Genomic DNA, 19011 nt, shown 5'->3' with positions numbered 1-19011 from the left:
CTCCGGCCGCCCATATATTCCCAGAAAGGCATATCTTGTGAACCCCACCTTCAGCAACACCGCCCTGAACCTCGTCAACGTCACCTTGGAGTACCCGGACGGAGACGGCACCCTCAAGGCCCTGGACGACGTGAGCCTCAAGGTGCACGCAGGCGAATTCGTGTCCCTGATCGGCCCCTCGGGGTCCGGTAAGTCGTCCCTGCTGGCTGTCGCCGCCACCCTCGTCCGGCCCAGCGCCGGCCTGGTGGTGGTCGACGGCGAGGACGCCGGCGGATTGCCCGACTCGGGCCGCACCACACTGCGGCGGGACAAGATCGGCATCATCTTCCAGCAGCCCAACCTCCTGCCTTCCCTCACCGCGGTGGAGCAGCTCGTGATCACCCAGCGCCTGCGCGGCGGGACGGCCCTGGCGGCCGGGGAACGCGCCGCGGCTCTGCTGGATCTTGTGGGTCTCGGGCACGCCCTGGCGAAGCGGCCCCACCAGCTCTCCGGCGGTCAGCGCCAGCGCGTCAACATTGCCCGGGCACTCATGGGAGACCCTTCCGTGCTGCTCGTGGACGAGCCGACCGCGGCCCTTGACCACCAGCGCAGCGAAGCGATCATCCGGCTGCTGCGGCGGGTCACCGACGAGTTCCGCGTGGCAACGGTCATGGTCACCCACGACACTGATTTCGTCCCGCTCACCGACGCCGTCGCGAGCATGCGCGACGGACGGCTGTCCGCCATGGCGGCGACGGGGGCCGCTGCGGCGCCGCGCCGGGGCTAGGGGGACCGGTACCCGAGGTCAGGGACGCCGAGACCGAACATGTCCTTGAGGGCATGCCGGGCGGCGTGGAAGCCGGGCATCCCGGTGACGCCGGGACCGGGCGGGGTGGATGACGAGCACAAGTACACCCCTGGCAGCGGCGTCCGCCAGGGAACCGGGCTCAGCACCGGCCGGCGCAGCATGCCCCAAAGGTCCATGCGGCCGGCGCCGAAGTCCCCACCGACGAAGTTCTCGTCATACGCCGCCAGCCCTGCTGCCGTGGTCACCTTGAACTGCACCACCAAATCCCGGAACCCGGGCGCGAAGCGCTCCAGTTGCGCCATGACCGCATCGCTCATGTCCACGGTGGAACCGGCCGGAACGTGGCAATAGGTCCAGAGGATGTGCCGGCCGGCCGGCGCGCGGCCGGCATCGAAACGCGAGGGCTGGGACACCAGAACGTAGGGCCGGTCCGGGTGCCGTCCGGAGGCAACCTGGCGCTCCGCTTCAGCGGTTTCCGCTCGGGTGCCGCCCACGTGCACCGTGCCGGCGTCGGCGAGGCCGTCCGCCGCCCACGGCACCGGTCCGGAGAGGATGAAGTCGACCTTGCACGAGGCATTCCCGAAGCGGAAGGACGCCAGGGCGCTCCGGTAGCGTGCCGGGAGCATGCCCTCTGCCAGGTGCAGCAGCGCGGGGGGCGCCACATCCAGCAGCGTGGCCCGGGCCGGCGGCAGCTCCGCGAACGATGTGATCCGCCTCCCGGTCTCGACCACGCCGCCATGGGCTTCGATGTCGGCGGTCAGTGCCCGGGCAATCGCGGCCGATCCGCCGCGCGGAACCGGCCAGCCGCCGGCATGGCCCAAGGCGCCCAGCATCAGCCCGGCGCCAGCCGCGGTGATCGAGGGCAGCGGCGCCACGGCATGCGCGGCGACGCCGCTCAGCAGTGCGGGAGCCAGGTCCTGGCTGAACCTCACATTCCACAGCGGCGAGCCTTGTTCGAGCGCGCGGCGGCCGAACGCGGCGGCAGCCACGGGATCTGCCGGAATCCGCAGCAACTGGTTCAGGGTCAGGTCCGCGACGCCCTCCACCCGCCGCACGAGGGGCTCCATGAGCCGGCGGTAGGCGGCGCCGTCCCGCCCGAGTTCCGCAACAGTGCGGTCCAGGGAACGGTAGGCCAGTGCCGCGCGGCCGCCGTCGAGCGGGGATCCGTAGGAGAGCTCGGGCACCTCCAGGGGCACGCGCCTGGACAGCTCGAACCGGCGGAAAAAGGGTGAGGCCAGAACCATGGGGTGAACGGCCGAACAGACGTCGTGGAAGTGGCCGGGCTCCATCAGTTCGGCGGTGCGCAGCCCGCCGCCGGGCGTCCCGGCGGCCTCGAACACGTGGACTTTGAGTCCGGCCCGCGCCATGGTCACCGCAGCGGCCAGCCCGTTGGGGCCGGAACCGACGACGGCGACGTCAGTCATGCGCTGTGGCCTTCCGTCACGGCACTCTTCCGCCACGGCACTAGGGACGCCGCAGGCCGGCGGAGATTAATCCTCAGCCAGTCCGGGGCACCGTCGAAGGGGCCGCCATGCGGATCATCGATGCGGTGGCGGCGGATCACGTCGCAGGACGGGTCCCAGATGTCCCAGGCGACACGCGCCATCAGGTACGCGGTGGCGAACATGTGGGCAACCACGGCCAGGACGTAGTAGGGCATGTCGATGTTGTGCTGGGTCGAGCCGCCGCTGGTGGCCTGGCCGAGGTACATCCAGATGGCGCCCCAGTGCAGCGCCTCGATGGCCTGCCAGATGACGAAGTCACGCCAGCGGGGCCGGGCGAGGGCGATCAGGGGGATCAGCCACAACACGAACTGGGGCGAGTACACCTTGTTGGTCAGGATGAACGCGGCCACGATCAGGAACGCCAGTTGCGCGATCCGCGGCCGGCGGGGTGCTGTCAGTGCCAGGACCGCAATCAGGATGCAGGCCAGGAGAAACAGGTCAAGCGCCAGGGAGTTGATGGCCTCGGCCTCAAGCGGATTCCAGCCCAGCCGGGCGGCCACCAGGTTGTAGGCGAACCAGGGCGAGCTGTAGCCCGCCGGCCGCTCCTGCGTGAACTGGTAGAAGTACTTCCAGCCTTCCGGGTTCGTCGCGGCTACCGGGACGTTGACCGCCAGCCAGGCTGCGGTTGCGGCACCGGCCGTGATAAAGAGCGCCCGGATGCGTCCGCTCCGGAGCGCCAGCAGCAGGACGGCGCCGAGGATCAACAGCGGGTAGAGCTTGGTGGCCGTGCCCAGGCCGATGAAGATTCCGGCTAGGACGAGCTTGTTCCGCGAAAAGAAGTACATGCCAAGAGCCAGCATGCACACGGCCCACATGTCCCAGTTGATGACGCCCGCCAGGACAATGCCGGGGGCGAGGGCAACCATCGCCCCGTCCCAGGACCGCCGGCGGTTCGTCCGTGCCGTGGCCAGCACCGTGATGATCCAGACGGCGGCGATCAGCGTGGCGTTGACGTCGAAGTAGCCAAGGACGCGGGGATCGTCGGTGCCGGCGCCGGGCACCAGAAGTGCGGTGGCACCCGCGATGAACCCCATCAGCACGGGGTACTCGAAGAGACTTCCCTGGGTGATGAAGGGGAAGGCGCCATCACCGAGGCCGCGGTTGCGGAACAGCTCCGGGAAGTCCGAGTAGCACGTGGCGTAGAACTGCCCGGGGGTTTCCCAGCCGTTGGTGCGGCAGAAGTTCTTGAGCAGAATCCCGGCCAGGGCGGCGACGACCGTGAGGATCACCAGAACGCGTTCCACCGTAAAGAACCCCGGCGAAACGATCCCGGGCGCCGAACGGCGTCCCAAAGGACCGCCTACCAGTTCCGTGAAGTTTCGGAGAAAAGGGTCGCTGCGGCTCGGGATGACCAATCGGACCCGTTTGTGCTCCGGCGGCTTTGTCTCCTGCATGACCTTGAGCTTACCGGGGGCCATTGCCCCATGCCGCGCCGCTGCCTTCGCTGGCACGTCGTATCGCCGGCCGCCCCAACGGCGGGTCGTAACGGGAGGCTTAGAAGGGGGAGCCCGTGCGTCGACGCACGGGCTCCCAGGGATCGGTTCCAAGGTCAGTCATCAGGTCCTCCTTCGCTGCGGACAGTCCTGCCCGAAACGGAAGTATCCGGCAGTCAGCAGATCAGGGATTCAGCGAATCAGGCCGGCCTGATGCATTACGAGGAAGGCATCGTCCCGCCGTTGGTCCAGGAGTTGGCCGTTGAAGCGGGTTGACTCCCTGCGTGCCAGCATTCGGAACAGGACCGTATAGAGCTTGCTCATCATGGTTCTCACCTCCCTTCGGGGACTTGACCGATGCGCCTTTGTGGCGGCTGGGGCTGTGCGGTGGGTTGGAGCGGTGGTTGCGGTAGTCACGAGGACCTTTCGTTGGTGGGGGATTGCGCGCCCTGGTCTAACGAGCGGCAGCAGGAATGGCCGGATGAAAACGGGCGGACGCATTTTTTGGGCGCGACAAATAGAGCCTTAGCCGAATTGAATTCGAATAGCCGTTTCCGGGTGCGACAATTAGCCGAGAAATCCCGGGCTTTAATTAGGCCGGAATTCCGGATAGGAAGAAGTTATTCGATGGAGAATGGCCCCTGGACGCGGTGGCGCCGAAACCCCAACAAGAAGCTGGGTTCCGAACTATGGGGAGTCTGCGCAACCGCGTGGTTCCGCCTGTTCAGGCTGCCGTCTCTAAGCTTTCCGTTGAGGAAGCCAGCTGCCGCCGGCCCCAGGGTGCATTACCTGGGACGGGAAAGCGGTCAGGAAACAGTCAGTCCGACATTTGGGCGCGGCACAGCGAACGAGGCCGGGTTGGCGGTGGTGGAGTACATCCATCCGCTAGTCAAAGTAATCATCATTTTCCCAACCTCCTTTTCTGTTCTGCCGTGGCTCCGGCTGACTGGCCGGGCGACGCGCGCCGTGACCCCGGCAAGTCGCCCTGGGGTCAGAAATAAAAATACACTACGAATGCGGCAGTTGCCTACCGAATTCATAAACTTTTTTCGACTTTGTTTTAAAAACCGGTTTTAGAGTCCCCAGCGCACGATTGCCGGCGTCTTCTTATCCCATCCCAGCGTGCAGACTTTGGCAGTCCCCAACACGAAATGCCGGCCCTCGTGGGGGTCCAGCCCGAGCCACCGGGCCGTCAGGATGCGGGAGAAATGCCCGTGCGCGACGATCAGCACATTGTCCAGGCCCGATTCGAGCACCCGGGCCACAATCTTGTCCGCCCGGGCGGCGACGTCGTCGAGTGCTTCACCGTTGGGCACGCCGTGCGTCCAGATCAGGTATTCGGGGTTGTCCTTGCGGATGAGGTCCGAGCTGATGCCCTCGTAGTCGCCGTAGTCCCATTCCACAGCGAGCGGCTCCAGCTGGGCGTCGGGGTAGCCGGCGAGTTCGGCGGTCCGCCGGGCACGGCGCAGGGGTGAGGTCAGCACGAGGTCGAAGTCGACAGTCTCGAGCACCCTGCGCGCCTCTACGGCCTGCTGCTCGCCTTCCACCGTGAGGGGCATGTCCGTGAGCCCGGTGTATTGCCCGCTCTTCGACCACTCTGTTTCACCGTGCCGCAGGATCCACAGTTGGGGGCGGGGGCCGTTGGATGGTGCAATCACTTAGGACTCCTCAGTGGTGGAAAGTTCGGCGCCGGCGGGCGCCGCCTCGGGCTGTGCCGCCCACCAGTCCCGCAAGCGGGATTCGGCGACGGCGGGATCGAGCGGGCCGTGCTCCATGCGTTCTTCCAGCAGGAATTTGTAGGCGCGGCCCACCACGGGACCGGGCTTGAGACCAAGGAGCGCCATGATCTGGCCACCGTCCAGGTCGGGGCGGACGGCGTCGAGGGATTCCTGCTCCCGCAGCGCCGCGATCCTGTCCTCGAGGTCGTCGTAGGCGAAGGACAGCCGGTCCGCCTTGCGCTGGTTCCGGGTGGTGACGTCGGAGCGGGTGAGCCGGTGCAGGCGCTCCAGGAGGGGCCCGGCGTCGGTGATGTAGCGGCGGACCGCGGAATCGCTCCAGCCGGCCTCACCGTAGCCGTAGAAGCGCATGTGCAGCTCCACGAGCCTGGCCACGGCCTTGATGGTGTCATTGTCGAAGCGCAGCGCCTTCATCCGCTTGGCGGTCAGCTTGGCGCCCACCATGTCGTGGTGGCGGAAGCTCACTGCGCCGCCCGGTTCAAAGCGGCGCGTGGCCGGCTTGCCGACGTCGTGCATCAGGGCCGCGAACCGCAACACAAAGTCGGGGCCGGGAACCGGGCCGTCCGCCTTCGACTCCAGCGCTGCTGCCTGTTCCAGGACCTGGAGCGAGTGCTGGTAGACGTCCTTGTGGCGGTGGTGTTCATCGGATTCCAGGCGCAGGGCCGAGACTTCCGGCAGGACCAGGTCCGCGAGTCCGGTATCGACCAGCAGGTCCACGCCGGCCCGGGGCTGCGCGGCGCAGATGAGCTTGATCAGTTCATCACGCACGCGTTCGGCCGAGATGATGCTGATCCGTTCCGCCATCCGGACCATGGCCTCGCGGACCTCGGCGTGCAGCGACACGCCCAGTTGGGCCGCGAACCTCGCGGCGCGCATCATGCGCAGGGGGTCATCGGAGAAGGACGTTTCCGGCGGCCCCGGCGTGTTGAGGATCGAGGCGTGCAGGTCGCGGACGCCGCCGAAGGGATCGACGAGCTCCAGCATGGGCAGCCGCAGGGCCATGGCGTTGATCGTGAAGTCCCGCCGCAACAGGTCATCCGTCAGGGATGTTCCGAAGGCCACTACAGGCTTGCGGGACTCCGGATCGTAGGCGTCGGCCCGGTAGGTGGTGATTTCGATCTGGAAGTCGTCCTTGCGCATCCCGATGGTGCCGAAGGCGCGCCCGATCTCCCAGTAGTTGTCCGCCCATCTCTTGATCAGGGCAACCGTCTGGTCCGGAGTGGCGTCAGTGGTGAAGTCCAGGTCGGGCGAGACCCGGCCAAGAAAAAGGTCACGGACGGGCCCGCCCACCAGGGACAGCTCGTGGCCGGCGTCGACGAAGCGCTGCCCGAGCTCCAGAACCACCGGATCCACCTGGAAAGAAACGGTGTGGGAGTCAGTCTTGTGATGTGCGTGCGCCATAGTTACTTAAGCTTGTCAGAAAACCGCGCCAGCACCACACCGGAACCCCCAAGGATCCGGCGGGTTCGTCACGATCGCGCACGAACCGGCGCGGGCCGACTTTCCCGGCCGTCCACTTTCCGGCCATGTTTAGGTCATCAACAGCGGGCAAGAGTCGTTAGAGTGGACCTCATGGCCCATCCCGTACCGAGCGCTCCCGGCAGGAGGACAAACGCACCGTTGCCGTCGGCAATAGGTGCCAATGTCGCGCCTGTCCAGCACACGGGCCACGCCTCCCTGCCCACCGTGGAGGAAATCTCTGCCGGCGGCGTCGTGGTGGACATGTCCGACGCCGACCTGCGGGTAGCGATCATCGCGCGCCTGAACCGCGGCGGACGTCTCGAGTGGTGCCTGCCGAAGGGCCACCCGGAAGGCAAAGAAAGCAACGAGGAAGCCGCGGTCCGCGAGATCGCCGAGGAAACCGGAATCGAAGGCAAGATCCTGGCACCGCTGGGAAGCATCGACTACTGGTTCACCGTGAGCGGGCACCGCGTCCACAAGACCGTGCACCACTATTTGTTGCGGGCCACGGGCGGGGAACTCACCATCGAAAACGATCCGGACAAAGAAGCCGTGGACGTCGCGTGGGTTCCGATCCAGGAGCTGGCGCGCAAGCTGTCCTTCCCCAATGAACGCCGGATCGCGGATCTGGCCAAGGAAGTCCTCCCGGAAGACCGCTGAAGACCGCCGGTGCTGCCGGTCACGTCCTTGGATAGCGACTAATGCCCCGCGCGGGTGAGACGATGAAGACGATGTCATCAGCCAAACCCGCCCCCGTACCCTCCGGCCCCGCCGATTCCAAAGCTGCCCAATCCGGAGAAGCCCGTTCCAGCGCCATCATGGCTGCCGGAACCCTCGTTTCGCGTTTCCTGGGCTTCGCCAAGACCTGGATGCTGGCCGCCGCCCTGGGCCTGGGCTCGACGGTCAACGACACTTTCATCAACGCCAACAACCTTCCCAACCTCATTTTCCTCCTCGTGGCGGGCGGGGTGTTCAATGCCGTTCTGGTGCCGCAGATCATCAAGGCAAGCAAGGCGCCGGACAAGGGAGCGGATTACATCAGCCGGCTGCTGACGCTGGCGGTGCTGGTGCTGCTGGTGCTCACCCTGCTGGTCACGCTGCTGGCGCCGTCGGTCATTCAACTGACCACCCAGGGCTATTCGCCGCAGCAGAAGGCCCTCGCGGTGTCGTTCGCGTTCTGGTGCCTTCCGCAGATCTTCTTCTACGGCCTGTACGCCCTGCTGACCCAGGTCCTCAACGCCCACGGGGCCTTTGGGCCCGCGATGTGGGCGCCGATCATCAACAACATCGTGGCGATCGCCGGGCTGGGCATGTTCATCGGCATCATGGGGGCCAACGCCGCCAACCCGCACACGATCGACAACTGGGGCCCGTTCCAGACCATCCTCGTCGCCGGGTTCTCCACCATCGGCGTCGTCGCCCAGACCGCCGTGCTGCTCATTCCCGTGTTCAGGCTCCGGCTGGGGCTGCGGCCGCGCTTCGGCTGGCGCGGAGTCGGGCTGGGCCATGCCGCGAAGCTGAGCGTCTGGACCCTGGCGACTGCCGCCGTCGGGCAGTTCGCATTCCTTTACGTCATGCGCATCGCGACGATCCCGGGCGCGGAACGGCTCCGCCTTCAGCAAGCGGGGGACCCCGCGGCGACCAGCATCCCAGGCAACGCGGTGCTGGAGGTGGCCAGCCAGCTGTACCTGCTGCCACACTCCATCATTGCCCTGTCCCTGGCCACCGTGCTGTTCAACCGGATGACCCGGGCGTCCCAGGACGGAGACCGGGCCGCCCTGCGCAACGCGCTCTCCCACGGGCTGCGGACCATGGCCGTGGCAACCGTCTTCGGCGCGCTGGCGCTCTTCGCGCTGGCCGGACCGCTGGGCATGTTCTTCTCCGGCGGGCAGCGCCAGGACGGTGTCATGCTGGCCCAAACCCTCACGATCCTGGCCCTCAGCACCCCGTTCATGAGCGCCAACTTCATGATGTCGCGGGTGTTCTACGCCAATGAGGACGCCCGGACGCCGTTCTTCATCCAGCTGGTCCTGGCGCTGGTGAACCTGACGGCCGCGTTCACGATCCAGTTCCTGCCGTTCGATCAGATCATCTTCGCCATCGCGATCCTCTACACTGCCGGCAATATCCTCTCCGTGATCGTCAGCGCGACCTTCCTGCGCCGGCTCCTGGGCCACCTCGACGGGCCCCGCATCGCCAGCTCCTACATCCGCATGGGGTACGCGGCCCTCGGGTCCGCCCTCGCCGGAGCCGTGGCGTTGTGGCTGCTGGGCAGCTACAACCCGGACGGCTACGCCTGGAGCGACCGGATCGCCGCGCTGGTGACAATCGTCGTCGTCGGTCCCGTCATGCTGGCCGCTTACTTCCTGCTGCTGAAGCTCTTCCGGGTCACCGAGCTGCAGGACCTCCTGCAGCCGCTGCTGGGGCGGCTCCGGCGCAGGGCCGCCGCAGAGCCGGGCGTTGAGCCGCAGGCAGGCGGCGCCGCGGAGGTGCGAAGGGCACCGGAGCGGGCCACCGTCTCGGTGGACACGGGCCTGATTCCGCGAATCTCCGGCGAGTTCGACGCCGAGTCCTTCCGTGCCGGTCCCGACATCCGCGAAGAGGATTCGTTTCCGTACGGCCGTCCGGCGGGCCCGGAGGGCGGCTACCTGCCGGCCGAAGACCTCCCCAGTACCGCGCAGGGCGGCTTGGGCAAAGGCGATGTTCCCCTGCCGGGCCGCCGCACCTACCAGGGCCCGGCCGGCCACAACCCCTACTTCCCGTTTGGCGGGAAAAAGAAAAAATGAGCCGAGCCCCGTTTCTAACTGCCGTGCTCACGCGGCCCGGACAGAGCATCGGCTAGGATCGAAGACTAACAAGGGAAGTTTGCGGACCAGCGGTCAACCGGCTTACCGGAGGGCACACGGTCGCTCTCGGAGCGACCACGTCGGCAGGTCCCGGACAGTCTAGGAGGAGCCCGTGTCCCACCCGATCGATGTCGGATCAGTACTCGGTGGCCGCTACAAGGTCACTGCCACCGTACTGACCTCACATGACCAGGATCTGGTGCTGGACGGTGTGGACCAGGTGCTTAACCGTCCCGTGAGCATCCTCGTCGCAGGCCCGGGCAACGCCGACCAGGTGGCCCAGAGCGCCCGTGAAGTGGCCACGGGCGAACGGCCCGGCAACGTGCAGATCCTGGATCTTGGCGTCAGCGATGCCACCACGTACCTGATCACCAACCACACCTCTGCGGCGGACCTCCTGGATCTTGTGGTGTCTTCCAACCCGCCTTACGTTGAACCCTTCTTCACGGACACTCTCGGCAGCGAGATCTTTGGGCAGGCCCGCTCCCACGAACCCGAAACCTACGACGGACTTTACGACGACGAGGAAGTCGACGCCGGGTACATCAACTATGGCCAGGGTCAGGGCACAGCCGGCCAGCCGCCGGTTTCCCCGGCGGTACCCCCCGCCGGAGTACCGTCGCGGCCCGCGTCGGCTCCCGCTGCCGCGGCAGGCGTCACGGCAGCAGCCGGAGCGGCAGCCGCCAGGGCCCCCAAAGCCCCCACAACTGCGCCGCAGGAGACCGCGGCGCATTCGACGGCCCCGCAGCCCGTCCAGAGCGGCGCCGCGCCCCGCCAGGCCGAGCCGGCCGCGCAGCAGCCGGCACCCGCGGCGGCACCTAAAGTTTCCTTGTGGTCCGACGACGACCACACCAGTGACGATCGGCGCGGCGGCGAGCACGACGGCGGCGCAGCCGCGGCCGCCGGAGTGGCCGGGGCCGGCTTCGACTCCGCGGATCGGGCTCCGGGCAACTTCCCCGCCTCCGCCCGTGCCGCCGTCGACCAGGATGAGGACGAGTACGAGTACGAAGACGAGCCCAACCGGGAGCCGCGCTCCATGCGCTGGCTGGTGGGCGGGCTCTTGGCTGCCGTGCTGGTGGTGGGCCTGATCTTCGCGGTCACCAACCTTGGCAGCCTCTTCAAGAGCAGCCCGCAGACCAACGCCGCAACCTCCGCCTCGTCCAGCGCGCCGGAACCGTCCACCGCGCAACCGTCCTCGACCGCCACCGAGGCGCCTGCTGCCGGTCCGCCCGTCATCGAAGACGTGACGCGGCTCGGCAACTTCGATTTCGCCGGGAATTACGATTCCGACCTCGCAAAGACTATTGACGGGAACGGCGCGAGCTTCTGGTCCGACATGGAGTTTGCCACGGATGACTGGGGAGGTCTCGCCTCCGAAGTTCCGCTCGTGGTCAAGCTGAAGGACCCTTCCAAGGTCTCCTCCGTCACCCTGAGCCAACTGGGGGCCTCCGGTGGCAACATCAGCGTCTTCACCAATGACAGCCCGACCCTGGACGGTGCAAAGCAGATTGGCAGCAACAGCTTTACGTCACCGGACCTGACCATGCCGCTGTCTGAACCCGTCACGGCGCAATATGTGATCGTGTCCATCAAGAAGCTTCCGAAGCTGGCCGCTCCCAAGACCCGCTATGGGTACGGCCTGCGCTTGGCCGAAATCAAGGTCCAGTAGCGGATCTGCCCTGGCTCCTCTGCGCTGAACAGCGGCCGCTGCGCTCGAAGGCTGCGCTGTAAGGGTGCGGCCGTGCAACGGCGGCCCTGCGCAGGCGGCACTGTAATCCGGGGCGGTCTCCGGCTCCGGCCGCGGCAAACCGGTACCCTTTGTAGTGGTGTTGCTCCGTGACGCCCATTTCGGCCGGAATATTCAATGCCCGGCAATAGTTGTGCCATGTGGCCGGCCATCGAGGCGGGCGCATCGACAAAGGAAGAGGTTCACCGTTCAGTGAGCAACGCAGAAAACACTGCCTCCGAAGTACGTGATGTCATCATCGTCGGCTCCGGCCCGGCGGGCTACACCGCAGCGGTGTACACGGCGCGCGCGAACCTGAAGCCGCTGCTCTTGGCGGGCTCGGTTACGGCCGGCGGCGAACTGATGAACACCACGGACGTGGAGAACTACCCGGGGTTCCCCGACGGCATCATGGGCCCGGACCTGATGGAGAACTTCGAGAAGCAGGCCGCCCGCTTCGGCACGGAGATCCAGTTCGAGGACGTCACCGACCTGGACCTCGACGGCGACGTCAAGACCGTCACCATCGGCACGGGGGAGACCTTCAAGGCCCGTTCCATCATTCTTTCCACCGGCTCCGCCTACCGTGAGCTTGGGCTGCCGAACGAGAAGAGGCTTTCGGGCCACGGTGTGAGCTGGTGTGCAACCTGCGACGGTTTCTTCTTCAAGGACCAGGACATTGCGGTCATTGGTGGAGGCGACTCCGCCATGGAAGAGGCCCTTTTCCTCACCAAGTTCGCCAAGTCCGTCACGGTGGTTCACCGCCGCGACACCCTTCGCGCTTCCAAGATCATGGCTGACCGCGCCTTGGCCCACGAGAAGATCAACTTCGTGTGGAACACCGGTGTGGAAGACGTGTTGGGACAGGACAAAGTCACCGCATTGCGGTTGAAGAACCTGGTGGACGGCACGGAAACCGAACTGGCCGTGACCGGAGTGTTCGTGGCGATCGGCAACGATCCCCGCACCGATCTGGTCAAGGGCAAGCTCGAGCTGACCGCAGAGGGAACCATCGCTGTGGACGGCCGCACCTCCAAGACAAGCGTCCCTGGCGTCTTCGCTGCCGGCGACGTGATTGATCCGACCTACCGCCAGGCGATCACCGCATCCGGTTCCGGCTGTGTGGCGGCCCTCGACGTCGAGCACTACCTCGCAGATTTCCACGCCTAAACGGCGCGCAGCAACCAACGGAAGAGAGACAAAGGTTATGAGCAACGCAAAAGACGTAACGGACGCCAGCTTCAGCACTGATGTACTGGCCTCCGAGAAGCCCGTCATTGTCGATTTCTGGGCCGAATGGTGCGGCCCCTGCCGCAAACTCGGTCCGATTCTTGACGAGATTTCGGTCGAGTACAGCGAGAAGGTTGACGTGGTCAAGGTGAACGTTGACGACAACCCGGCCATCGCTGCCGAGTACGGTATCACCTCCATCCCGGCCGTTTACCTGTTCCAGGGCGGCGAGGTCAAGAGCACCGTCATCGGTGCCCGGCCCAAGCAGTTCTTCGAGAAGGAATTTGCGGACGTCCTGTCCTAGGCTGACCGAAAGTGGCCCCCGCTTCTGGCGGGGGCCACTTTTTTGCTGTGATCCACGGCCCGCAGCGGGGGAGTGGGACTGCCTCGACCATCAGGAATCCACCAGAAGTGATATTGCAACTTCTGCCGGGTGGCTTTGGGTCCTATTTTCTCCCGGCGGGCAATTCACCTCTTCCGTGGACGTCCGCCGTTCCGGGAGGCTCCGGTCAGCGGTGAAGCAGCCGCAGTTCCCTACATACCTGGACGCATGTCGGGGAGCCGGTCGGGTCGGCACGTCGCCGGAGACTTGTTTCACGTGAAACATGAGGCTTGCCATGCACTGCGTAGTAGTGAACTGGCTCAGTGAAGGACGCTTTTGCTAACGGGTTTCCCAAAGTTACGTTCCTCCCGATATCCCATTTCTGGCGGAGCCCGACTTGGTGTTTGGCAAAACTCGACCCAACCGCGATGCGCACCTCGTACGCACGACGTGTTTCACGTGAAACACCAACTCGCGCATGGATAGGTCTTGCGTCGACGGGCCCGGACTCGAAAGGCACTCGACGCGCTGTTAGCCCAGTCGGAGGAGTGATGGCGTGGGGCACACCTGGGTCAGAAGCCTGGTCTTCAGAAGTGAGTGGACCTGCGATTCCCCGTCGGACACCACGCACCGCTGCCGACACGAGATCAGGCAGGCGCCGCATCTTCCCGTCAGGGCAAGCGCGCTGCGCCAGTTCCTGCACCTCCGCCGGTAAAACGGAGTGGATTGGAGCGAACCGCGTCCGCGGTGAAATAGGTGCCCAGGCAATGGATGTCCACAATTGCGCGGGATTGACACGTATTCGTCCACGTCGCCCCCACGCGGCGATCATGCTGCCAGTCAATACCTTCCCCAGCATGTGGCTGGCTGGCGCGGAGACGGTTTCACGTGAAACAGTGCGTTCGTCACCCGAGTGCTGAAGAGTTGCCGGCCCACTCCGCCCTCCCATGTTTCACGTGAAACCACCACCAGGACCGACTCGTGCAAATCATAAATATTCCTATAAGTGACAGTGGACTCTTAGATAATCCGCGGATCGCGGGTCTGGGCACCGCGCTTCCGCCGGTCTGGAGGCGTGGAGGAGGTGCACCAATGCGCTTCCTGGCGTGCGTCTCTCCGCTTGGCGGCCTGGACGACTCCGGCCCGGGCAGCCGAAAGATCCTCCGCCAACGCGAACAGCAGAACTCCTTGCCAATCACCCGCCGCGGCTGGCTGCGACTCATATTTCGCACTACAGGCTCGCACTACCGGCGGGATTTCACGCAGATCGCCACGACATCCGGCTCGGTGGCAGAATCTCCAGGCCCACACGTTTCACGTGAAACATGTGGGCCCACTCGGACCAGTCTGCAGTGAGGCAGTCACAAATTTCCCTGCGTAGACTCCGCTGGGGGACTGACGTCCGTCCTTAAGGACTCTTCAGGCCGGCTGCACGCGTCAGTATTCAAACCTGAGGGGCCTGCTACGGCCTGCAATGGACCCGTTTGGGCGCAGTGGGATGCGGGCCAAGTCCCTGGGGCTGGGGGCAGAACACCAGCTCGGGGCCTCAGGCGAATGTCCACTCCGACGGCCTATGTTGTCTGATTTGATGACCGATTTTAGGCCGCCGCGGCAGGAAGCCTTCGGAGGTACTCGTCCCGCCGCAGTACGGCCGACTCATAACCTGCAGGCTACCCGACGTCGGACGCGGGGGACAGGGCTCCCAGTCCATCGCCGAACCGACCAGACAGGGGTTTTGGGACAGTTCCATCCGTTGGGCGCGAAGCTACTTCCAGGGCGTGCCAGGTCCGGGGATCTGGCCATACGGTGTCTCCGTCCGCAGCCCTCACAGTGCCCGAGTCGACGCTCCGCTTGTCCAGGGACCTCTGGCATCTGCCAGGGTCAACCCGCCGTGCCGCTGCTGGTCGTCTGGTCACCCATCACCTCGGTTCAGGTCCCGGCATGATCATCTCCGTCGTGACTACTGCCAGCTGTCCCCGGCCCCATCGACTGCGCGCTGACCATTGCCTGCTAACCCCGGGCACGTTCGGTCTCAAGCTCACTCAACCCGCAGGGAGTTTCCCCAGACCCCCGTGCCGTCGGCAGCCGGTCGTTGCGCCTCTGCTGAAGAGGGGACTGGCCTTGAGCCGGGCCCTTGTGTTTCCCTGTTTGATCCAGATCACGGTGCCGGCGAATGCACTTCTTCCTCTTTGCCCTCTTCGATTCCATGCGTTGCTAGCCGGAATGCAGCGCCTTGACCCCTCTGCGACAACGCAAGGGACGCCGGCTCTTGCGGCCTCTCTCCCCCCGCCCCCGGCAGGCACCACCGCTGTCGACCGGGAATGTCCTTCGAGCTCTCACGTGTCCGTCCGCAAATCGCCACCATATTGATGACCCCGTGCTGGCCCCACGGACACCACACGCGCCGTCATGACTGCCGTCCCAAGGCCCCAGACCAGGGTCAACGGCGTCCCACATTGGGGCCTTACCGGCACTCCCAGGGGACTGTCGAATCCGATGCTTCCTCGATATCCACCAGTTTCTCCACAGAAGTTATTCACACAGTTATCCACAGGCCCTGAGAGATTATTCACATGCCCCGCTCCGTGAGCTGCGAAGCCCGGCTGGGGCCTCTCGCATTGGATTCCTGACCAGCTGTCCACCTTGCAGTGGATGTGCCCTGGCCAACCCGTCAGTATGCTGGCGCCAATCACAAAGACGAGGCCAAATTCCTCGAAAAATTAACCGCAGAACGGCGATTTGGGACATCTCCACGAATGCTCCGGCCAGCGTTGCTGGCTGAGCTGACCATGTTTCACGTGAAACGGAAAGTTGCCCCGCAAGGGAGCTTCCGGGCAGATATCACAGACGCCGTTGGAGCATGATCCTTCCGGCACGAGCTGGCTACAGCCGGCCACTAATCCACAAAGTTATCCACAGCAATATCCACCGCTCTATCCACCGCTCCGTCCACGGGCCGCTGGCTAAAGTCCGGGCCATGGACGGCCCTGACAACAGCGCCTGGAGTCTGCCTCGACCTGCGGTGCAGCAGTCTCGGGAAGGGGTCGCCCTACCGTTGGCCGAAGCCCTAAAGCCAGGTGGGTCGAACCATGTCACGTCGAGCGTAGTGCCGACTGCGTCAGATTGGGTCGTCTGGCCCCTACGTCGGAGCGTGCTGTCCCACAGGGCAATGTCGGATTTTGAGAACACCAGATTTCGAGACCACCAGGGGAGTGCAGCCGTTTCAGCCTTTTGTCTCCAGGCAGCGTGCCGACCATGGGATCGCCTCGTCGTGCCATGTTGCCCCGACGGGCGCCCCGGGCACGATGAGCTTAGGAGGGCATCGTGTATTTCTGGGTCGTGAGAGCTTCGGGACGTACGTCCTCGGTGGTTCTTCCTGGTTCAAACATCCTCTACTCGCATAAGCTCGCGACCGCCGCCGTGACCGTTGGTTGGTGCATACCCGAAGTCCGACGTCGACGGTGAGGTTTGCCAGGCGTTGTCTAGATTGCGATGGTACTGGAGTTGTCCCGGCTGAACCCATGCCGGTGGGGCTGGGGGATCCGGGCTGAGGGAGCAGCCCGACTGCGGAACCGGTCGAGCCGGCACTGTTCACACTCGCATGCCCGAGTCCAGAACCCAACCAGACTGACCCGGCTGCCGACGTGCCCTCTTTACGGTCCGGTCCCGTCCGGTTCCGGTATCCACTTGCCGCTTCGGTGCGGTCAGCGAAGCGAATCCTGCAGCGCCCCGCCGCCCGCCGCCCGCCGCCCGCGGCTCGAAGTCGCAGGTCGCACGTCGCACGTCGCAGGTCGCGGGTCGCAGGTCGCGGGTCGCGGACTGTGATTCCCTCCCTAGGCCTTGACGAATCCGGCCGCCGGAACCACCGTGAACCGGAGCGTGCAGTGCCGGGCAGGGGAAACTGTGGAGTTGGTCATGCAGCAGCTTGAGCACACACCCGACGATGGCAGCGGGCGCGCCCAAACACCGGCCACCCGAAAATCCGGGCCAGGCCTAGTGCGCTGCAGGCGTGATCGACCCGTGGTCTCAATGGACACGACGCCGGCACCTACTTCTCACAGGCTCTACTCGTCCTCCCCTGAGGGAGAGCAGAGCTGGCTCACAGTTCCTGCAGGAAGGGCTCTTACAGACCTTCCGCCAGCGAGGGCCGTGGGCACGTGGCAAAACAAGTTCAGGACTGCTTTGTCCCACGCACGTTCTGGCCGGCTGACGGTTACGGCAGCAGCGTCGAACTGTGTGGGGGAGCCGGCGTGTCACGTGCCAGGCATGCCGGCATGGCGCCATCTGCATCTGAGTGCGGCGGCGGGATTGCGGGTGCGAGCTGTCGGATACGGCAGGAGGGGCCAATTGGATGGTGGCGTATGTGTGGCAAGTGCCCGGTTCCGATTGCCCGAGCTCCGGCGAACTGACGCGGCGTCTTCGGGAACTGGATGCGGAATCAGGGATGTGTGTGCAAGTTGACGGATGCGTCGAGCAGCAACTTGGCGGGGGAGCCGAAGGACGCGGTGATCCGTGAAGCTATGAAGTCTCGTTCAGCGTCGGCGACCAAACTTCCATGAGTGGCACTCTGCCGAGTGGCATAACCCAAGATTTTCCTGCGGCGCCGATGCCAGTAGGCCGTGCACATCAAGGCCGCATCCATGCCCACGCGAAGACCGTGTCCAAGTCCGTGTCGAGGTCCGTACTGCCCAATAGCTTTGTCGAGAGCCTCGTGCATGCCCCTACCAAACCCACATTCAGACCTCGGTTCAGGGATCGCGTAGAGGCGCACGTCGAGGCCAACAGCCCACCAACCACCGCCAGACCAGCGTCGAATATCGTCGCCCGTACGCAACAAGCCACGGGCCTCCAGAGCAGGGGCATGAATGGTCGGCCGTGAAGCAATCGCCAAGCGCCAATCACTGAGCGTAAAGCTTAGCTAGAGAGCCGTCTCGCAATCGACGGCTTTCCACAGCAAAGTTGCGGCAGCACCTGACAACATGGGTGCGATAGCCGGGTACCCCACCCCAATTCCCCTAGACGAAGGGTTCCTCCGTGAACAAAGACCGGTAGGCAGCGAGAGTGATTGCCCTACCCGGAGGATGAACAGTGGCCGCTTCGACGCACCTCACGGCGTCCAAGGCTCCAGCGCCCTGCAGCCTGCTTCGCGGTCACGGAACCAACTACGCGCCCTCGCAACGCAACAGCGGCGCGTAGGGCGCTTTGGGTGGCGCCCCAGGACGTGGCGGCTGCCCCACCAGCCCTGCTCGCGCATCAAGCTGCGGCCGCCCGCACGTTCGTCTGTTGCTGCGACGAGCTCTCACCGTCCCAGGAACCGGCCAAGCCGTACGAGGCCGTTCTTCCTGATTCGAGTTACGGATGGACGAACCCTCGAAGCGCCCGCACTCGGCCCGTCCGTCGGCCGGCCAAGGTGGGGTTCCGGGATGACGATTGCCGACCGATCTCCAGCCGTTGACCGGATTCGTCCGCCTCAATTCGTCTCCGCCATCTGGTCGTCTGCTTGGCCTCGCGTTTGATGCGCGTCGAAGTCAAAGTTTGGCTGCCCCGTTTCACGTGAAACATCGCTCGAAAGCCAAGGGCAATCCATGAACACCGGGAAGCGGGCCGCCAATCGCTTTTGCTGATCAGCGCGATCGTCGTGGAGGAACTAGAGTCGCCGTTCAGTCCGAGCGGGAACCGCCTGATATGTGGTGTTCGTCTGTCAAGGGCGTGGGGAAGCGGTCCCGGACTGGGTTGTCCGGGACCGCTTCCTTTTGGGATGCCGGTTGGTCTGGCGGGGTAGTCAGCGTGTCAAAGGCGACGGCGCGGTCAGACTGATATGCGCGGATTGAGTACCGCAGGACGAGGTGTTCGGCTGGAGACTACCGCTGGTCTAGCAATGTCGGGCGTGGCCGTTGCCGGCTGCCCATAGGCGGATCGCGGGTTTACTCCACGCGCTGCAAGGAACCACTCCGCAGGGACGTTC

Annotated in this window: 11 protein-coding genes; 6 read left to right on the top strand and 5 right to left on the bottom strand. The window is 65.2% G+C overall.

Features of this window, described 5'->3' with window-relative positions:
- Window positions 1-37: 37 nt before the first annotated feature.
- The gene (locus C566_RS0115735; protein ID WP_018775312.1) at window positions 38-766 is read left to right on the top strand and encodes an ABC transporter ATP-binding protein; all 729 of its coding nucleotides are present in this window, start codon (window positions 38-40) and stop codon (window positions 764-766) included.
- Here the strand turns inward: C566_RS0115735 and C566_RS0115730 are convergent.
- The 5 genes from C566_RS0115730 to C566_RS0115710 all read right to left on the bottom strand — a co-directional run bounded on the left by C566_RS0115730 (window position 763) and on the right by C566_RS0115710 (window position 6862).
- On the bottom strand, window positions 763-2211 hold the full coding sequence (locus C566_RS0115730) for a phytoene desaturase family protein (protein WP_018775311.1): 1449 nt from the start codon (window positions 2209-2211) through the stop codon (window positions 763-765). The genes C566_RS0115735 and C566_RS0115730 overlap by 4 nt on opposite strands.
- A complete protein-coding gene (locus tag C566_RS0115725) occupies window positions 2208-3686 on the bottom strand; it encodes a glycosyltransferase family 87 protein (protein ID WP_051082337.1) in 1479 nt (492 codons plus the stop codon). Before C566_RS0115725 ends, C566_RS0115730 begins: the two co-directional genes overlap by 4 nt.
- Window positions 3687-3917: 231 nt before the next feature.
- Window positions 3918-4052 carry a hypothetical protein gene (locus C566_RS23365; RefSeq protein WP_018775309.1) on the bottom strand — a complete coding sequence of 45 codons (135 nt, stop codon included), beginning with the start codon at window positions 4050-4052 and terminating at the stop codon, window positions 3918-3920.
- A 746-nt stretch (window positions 4053-4798) separates the two neighbouring features.
- Window positions 4799-5383 carry a histidine phosphatase family protein gene (locus tag C566_RS0115715; RefSeq protein WP_018775308.1) on the bottom strand — a complete coding sequence of 195 codons (585 nt, stop codon included), beginning with the start codon at window positions 5381-5383 and terminating at the stop codon, window positions 4799-4801.
- Window positions 5384-6862, bottom strand: coding sequence for a CCA tRNA nucleotidyltransferase (locus C566_RS0115710; protein ID WP_018775307.1), 1479 nt, complete (start codon window positions 6860-6862; stop codon window positions 5384-5386).
- A gap of 171 nt (window positions 6863-7033) precedes the next feature.
- Here C566_RS0115710 and C566_RS0115705 point away from each other — a divergent pair, with 171 nt between their 5' ends.
- The 5 genes from C566_RS0115705 to trxA all read left to right on the top strand — a co-directional run bounded on the left by C566_RS0115705 (window position 7034) and on the right by trxA (window position 13028).
- Window positions 7034-7582, top strand: coding sequence for an NUDIX hydrolase (locus tag C566_RS0115705; protein ID WP_231386393.1), 549 nt, complete (start codon window positions 7034-7036; stop codon window positions 7580-7582).
- Window positions 7583-7644: 62 nt separating this feature from the next.
- The gene (gene murJ / locus C566_RS0115700; RefSeq protein ID WP_018775305.1) at window positions 7645-9708 is read left to right on the top strand and encodes a murein biosynthesis integral membrane protein MurJ; all 2064 of its coding nucleotides are present in this window, start codon (window positions 7645-7647) and stop codon (window positions 9706-9708) included.
- A gap of 172 nt (window positions 9709-9880) precedes the next feature.
- On the top strand, window positions 9881-11437 hold the full coding sequence (locus tag C566_RS0115695; protein WP_018775304.1) for a hypothetical protein: 1557 nt from the start codon (window positions 9881-9883) through the stop codon (window positions 11435-11437).
- A 270-nt stretch (window positions 11438-11707) separates the two neighbouring features.
- Window positions 11708-12664 carry a thioredoxin-disulfide reductase gene (trxB, locus tag C566_RS0115690; RefSeq protein WP_018775303.1) on the top strand — a complete coding sequence of 319 codons (957 nt, stop codon included), beginning with the start codon at window positions 11708-11710 and terminating at the stop codon, window positions 12662-12664.
- Between the two features lie 37 nt (window positions 12665-12701).
- On the top strand, window positions 12702-13028 hold the full coding sequence (gene trxA, locus C566_RS0115685) for a thioredoxin (protein ID WP_018775302.1): 327 nt from the start codon (window positions 12702-12704) through the stop codon (window positions 13026-13028).
- The last annotated feature ends 5983 nt before the right edge of the window (window positions 13029-19011 follow it).

Origin of the sequence: Arthrobacter sp. 131MFCol6.1 (assembly GCF_000374925.1) — a bacterium.
Lineage (GTDB): Bacteria > Actinomycetota > Actinomycetes > Actinomycetales > Micrococcaceae > Arthrobacter.
This window is presented reverse-complemented; position numbering and strand designations above follow the sequence as displayed.